This window comes from Mesorhizobium sp. M4A.F.Ca.ET.022.05.2.1, assembly GCF_003998845.1.
Lineage (GTDB): Bacteria > Pseudomonadota > Alphaproteobacteria > Rhizobiales > Rhizobiaceae > Mesorhizobium.
Map to the genome: position 1 here is coordinate 1 of NZ_RZOJ01000471.1, position 4,468 is coordinate 4,468.

Consider the following 4,468-nt stretch of genomic DNA (forward strand, 5'->3'; position numbering starts at 1 on the left):
GTCTGCGAAGGGCTTTCCTTCAGCCGGTCGAGCGATTGCGCCATCAATTGCCCTCCGGCCTGTTCTCGAACAGCGTCGAGCGACGTCCGCGCAGCACGATATCGAACTTGTAGGCGAGCGCGTCCATCGGGATCGTCGACTGCATGTCGAGGGTAGCAATCAGCGCTTCGATGGCTGCCTTGTCGGAAATGCCGCCGACGATCGGGCAGCGCCAGATCAGCGGATCGCCTTCGAAATACATCTGGGTGATCAGCCGCTGCGCGAAGCCATGGCCGAACACCGAAAAATGGATATGGGCAGGCCGCCAGTCGTTCGGACCGTTCGGCCACGGATAGGGCCCGGGCCTGACGGTGCGGAATACATAGCCGCCGTCGTCGCCGGTGATGGTGCGGCCGCAGCCGCCGAAATTCGGATCGAGCGGCGCCAGATAGCCGTCCTTCTTGTGGCGGTAGCGGCCGCCGGCATTCGCCTGCCAGAATTCGAGCAGAACGCCCGGCACAACCTTGCCCCGTTCGTCGAGCACCCGCCCATGCACGATGATGCGCTCGCCGATGGCGCTCTCGCCTGGCTGGGCGAAATTGTGAATCAGGTCGTTGTCGTACTCGCCGAGCATGGCGTGCCCGAACACCGGGCCGGTGAGTTCGGACAGCGTGTTGTCGAAGGAAAGCAGTGCCTTTTGCGGCGAGCGCAGCACCGAACTCTTGTAGCCTGGCGTGAAAGCCGGCGGATGCCAAAGGCGATCGCGCTGGAAGAAGGCGCCGGTCTCCGGCGCCCGGTTGGAGCCCGACTCAGGCATGGGCATTCTCGTCCATCTGCGCGAACACCTCCTTGGCGATCCTGAAGGCGCGGTTTGCGGCCGGTACGCCGGCATAGATCGCGACATGCAGAAAAGCCTCGCAGATATCGTCCCGCGATGCGCCGGTGTTGGCGGTGGCGCGTACATGCATGGCCACCTCCTCGTCATGGCCGAGTGCCGCAAGCAGCGCCAGCGTCACGATCGAGCGCTCGCGCTTCGACCAGCCCGGCCGCGCCCACACCGTTCCCCACGCGGCTTCGGTGATCAGGTGCTGAAACGGCCGGTCGAAATCGGTGGCCGCATCCTCGGCCCGGTCGACATGGGAATCGCCGAGCACGGATCGCCGGACCTCAAGTCCGGTCCGGTATCGGGTTGTGTTCTTGGAAATGTCATCCATGGATTTGCTTTCCGCTGGGAAGCGATGCGACGAAATCGCGGATCAGCCCGGTAAACGGCCCGGGCTGCTCGACGCAGGGAATGTGGCCGGCATTGCGGATCACCTCGAAGCGCGCGCCAGGGATGAGATCGGCAAGCGAGCGCACGAGATCGGGCGGCGTCGAGCCGTCCTGGTCACCGACGATGCAGAGCGTGGGCACCGCGATGCGGCGCGCGGCCTCGGTGAAGTCAGCATCGCGCACGGCGGCGCAGGTGCCGATATAGCCGGCGAGCGGCTGCCTGGTCAGCATGTTCCAGCAGCCGTCGAGATCGGTGGAACGCTCCGCGTGGAAGGCAGGGGTGAACCACAGCTTGAGCACGGCGTCGGCAATCTCCTGGATGCCTTTGCTTTCGACCGTCGCGATGCGTGTGTTCCAGCTGTCGGCCGTGCCGATCTTGTGCGCCGTATCGCTCAGGATGAGGGCCTCGACGCTTTCGGGGCGCCGCGCATAGAACCCCTGCGCGATCAGGCCGCCGACCGACAGGCCGCACAGCACGACCTTGGCCAGGCCGAAGTGATCGACGAGGCCGCAGAGGTCATCGACATGATCGTCGATCGAGCTGACGCCGCCGATGTCGGACAGCCCGTGCCCGCGCTTGTCATAGACGAGCGTCGGCATTTCATCGCCGAGCAGCGAGACAATTTCGTCCCAGATCCGGAAGTCGGTCCCCAGCGAATTCATGAATATGATCGGGCACGCATTGCCAGTCCCCGGCCTGTAGCGGTGGTGCAGCGTAACGCCGCCAATGCTGACGAATGGCACGATTTCGATCCTCCGATGTTAGCTTGCACTAGGTATTTGGTTCGGTAAAATGATATTTTGCGGCGTTTCATTAACTCCGAGGTTATCGAACCATGGCCGAAAGCCGCATCCGCTTCCGACACCTGCAAGCGTTTCTCGAAGTGGCGCGGCAAGGCAGCGTGGCAAGGGCGGCCGAATTCCTGCATGTCAGCGCGCCGGCCGTGACCAAGACATTGCGCGAGCTGGAAGAGGCGCTCGGCATCGCCGTCGTCGAACGCGACGGCCGCGGCATCCGCGTCACGCGGCTCGGCGAGATCTTCCTCGGCCATGCCGGCACGGCGATCACGGCACTGAAGCGCGGCGTCGATTCCGTCCGCCAGGACGGCGCAATCAATCGCCATCCGATCCGCATCGGCGCCTTGCCGACCGTATCGGCGCGGGTGATGCCGCTGGCGATGAGCCTGTTCCTGAGCGAGAACACGGGTGCCGCCATCAAGATCGTCACCGGCGAGAACGCGGTGCTGCTCGAGCAGCTGCGCGTCGGCGCGCTCGACCTCGTTGTCGGCCGTCTCGCCGCTCCAGAGAACATGACCGGCTTCTTCTTCGAGCATCTCTATTCCGAGCAGGTGCTGTTCGTGGTGCGGGACGGGCACCCGCTGCTGGAGCCGGGAGCCGACATCTTCGCCCGCCTCGATGAGTTCCCCGTGCTGATGCCAACCAGGGAATCCGTCATCCGTCCCTTCGTCGACCGCCTGTTCATCACCAATGGCATGACCGCGCCCAAAACCGAGATCGAGACCGTCTCGGATTCCTTCGGACGTTCCTTCATGCGCCAGAGCAATGCGGTCTGGATCATCTCGGCCGGCGTCGTCGCCAACGAGATCGCCAGCGGCGCCTTCGTCGCCTTGCCAGTCGACACCGAGGAGACCAAGGGACCGGTCGGCCTGACCATGCGCACCGACACTGCTCCCTCTCCGGCCTTTTCCATCCTGCTGCAAACGATCCGCGAAGCGGCACGGCATAGCGCCTGACAACGGACTCCGTTCGGCGTGTCTTTTCGTAACCTACGGGTTAATGAAACACCGCAAAATATCATTTTACCGAACCAAACCGCTAGTGCAATGTGACCGTGGAGGATCAAAGGCGAGCCCCGGCTGGCGGCACCCGGAAAACCGGTTGCGGCCCGCGTGGGGCGGCCACTGAGGGAGGAGCAGATGACTGAGACTATCGGCAGCAAACCCGTTATCGCCGGCATGTCGCGGCGCCAGTTCATTGCCACTTTGGTGGCCGGCGGCGCGGCCCTTGCGCTCGGCCGCGGCAAGGCCTTCGCGCAGGCCGCGGACACCCTGAAGGTCGGCTTCGTCAGCCCGCGCACCGGGCCTCTCGGCGGTTTCGGCGAGACCGACGGCTATGTGCTCGACCTGGCCCGAAAGGCGCTCGCCAATGGCATCGAGCTCGGCGGCAAGAAATACAGCGTCGAGATCCTCGACCAGGACACGCAGTCGGACCCCTCGCGCGCCGGCCAACTCGCCAAGGACCTGATAAACAACCAGGCCATCGACCTGATGCTCGCGGTGTCCACGCCTGAGGTAATCAACCCGGTGGCCGACGCCTGCGAAGCGGCCGGCGTACCTTGCCTGTCGACGGTCATGCCTTGGGAAGCCTGGTATTTCGGCCGCGGCGCCAAGCCGGACCAGCCTTCGCCGTTCAAATGGACCTATCATTTCGGCTTCGGCGTCGACGAGTTCTTCAAGGCCTATGTCTCGCAGTGGACTCTGATCGAGACCAACAAGAAGGTCGGCGTCATGTATCCGAACGACGCCGACGGCAACGCTATCCGTGCCCATCTTGCGCCGCTGCTCGCCAAGCAGGGCTTCACCATCGTCGACCCCGGCGCCTACGAGACCGGCACCACCGACTATTCCTCGCAGATTGCGCTGTTCAAGCAGGAAGGCGTCGAGATCTTCAACTCCTTCCCGATCCCGCCGGATTTCGCCGCGTTCTGGCGTCAGGCGGCGCAGCAGGGCCTGACCCGGCAGATCAAGATCGCCCAGGTCGCCAAGACCGGCCTGTTCCCGTCCGACATCGAGGCGCTCGGCGACCTCGGCATGAAGATTGCGAGCGCCGCTTACTGGCACAAGGCCTTCCCCTACAAGTCGCCGCTGACCGGTGTTTCCGGGACCGAGCTGGCCGACGGCTACGAAGCGACGAGCGGCAAGCAGTGGACGCAGCAGCTCGGCGCCACGATGTCGCTGCTCGACGCCGGCTTCGAAGCGCTGAAGTCCAGCACCGACGCCAAGGACAAGGCGGCGGTCGCCAAGGCGCTGAGCGCGCTCAACACCGAGACGATGATCGGCAAGGTCGATTTCACCAGCGGCCCCGTCGCCAACGTCTCGCCCGGCCCGATCATCGGCACGCAGTGGGTGGCGGCGAAGGAAGGCAGCAAATTCACGCTCGACTATGTCGTGACCGAAAACGCCACCGACCCGAAGGT

General features: G+C 64.4%; 5 protein-coding genes. 2 read left to right on the forward strand and 3 right to left on the reverse strand.

The genetic code is table 11. The features are described 5' to 3' along the window. Positions 1-43 precede the first annotated feature (43 nt). Genes pcaH through pcaD form a run of 3 tightly spaced genes read right to left on the reverse strand, consistent with a single transcriptional unit; the run spans position 44 to position 1,995 of the window. Entirely contained in the window at positions 44-802 is a 759-nt protein-coding gene (gene pcaH / locus EN745_RS30740; RefSeq protein ID WP_127422983.1) for a protocatechuate 3,4-dioxygenase subunit beta, read from the reverse strand. After that, positions 789-1,193: a 4-carboxymuconolactone decarboxylase gene (gene pcaC / locus EN745_RS30745; protein ID WP_126058989.1), complete on the reverse strand. Its 405-nt coding sequence runs from the start codon at positions 1,191-1,193 to the stop codon at positions 789-791. The genes pcaH and pcaC overlap by 14 nt, the downstream gene beginning before the upstream one ends. Then, entirely contained in the window at positions 1,186-1,995 is an 810-nt protein-coding gene (gene pcaD / locus EN745_RS30750; RefSeq protein ID WP_127422984.1) for a 3-oxoadipate enol-lactonase, read from the reverse strand. Before pcaD ends, pcaC begins: the two co-directional genes overlap by 8 nt. 92 nt (positions 1,996-2,087) lie before the next feature. Here pcaD and pcaQ point away from each other — a divergent pair, with 92 nt between their 5' ends. Then, positions 2,088-3,005, forward strand: coding sequence for a pca operon transcription factor PcaQ (gene pcaQ / locus EN745_RS30755; RefSeq protein WP_127422985.1), 918 nt, complete (start codon positions 2,088-2,090; stop codon positions 3,003-3,005). Between the two features lie 183 nt (positions 3,006-3,188). Next, positions 3,189-4,468 (forward strand): ABC transporter substrate-binding protein (locus EN745_RS30760; RefSeq protein WP_189363211.1); only part of this gene is annotated, 1,280 nt, incomplete at its 3' end.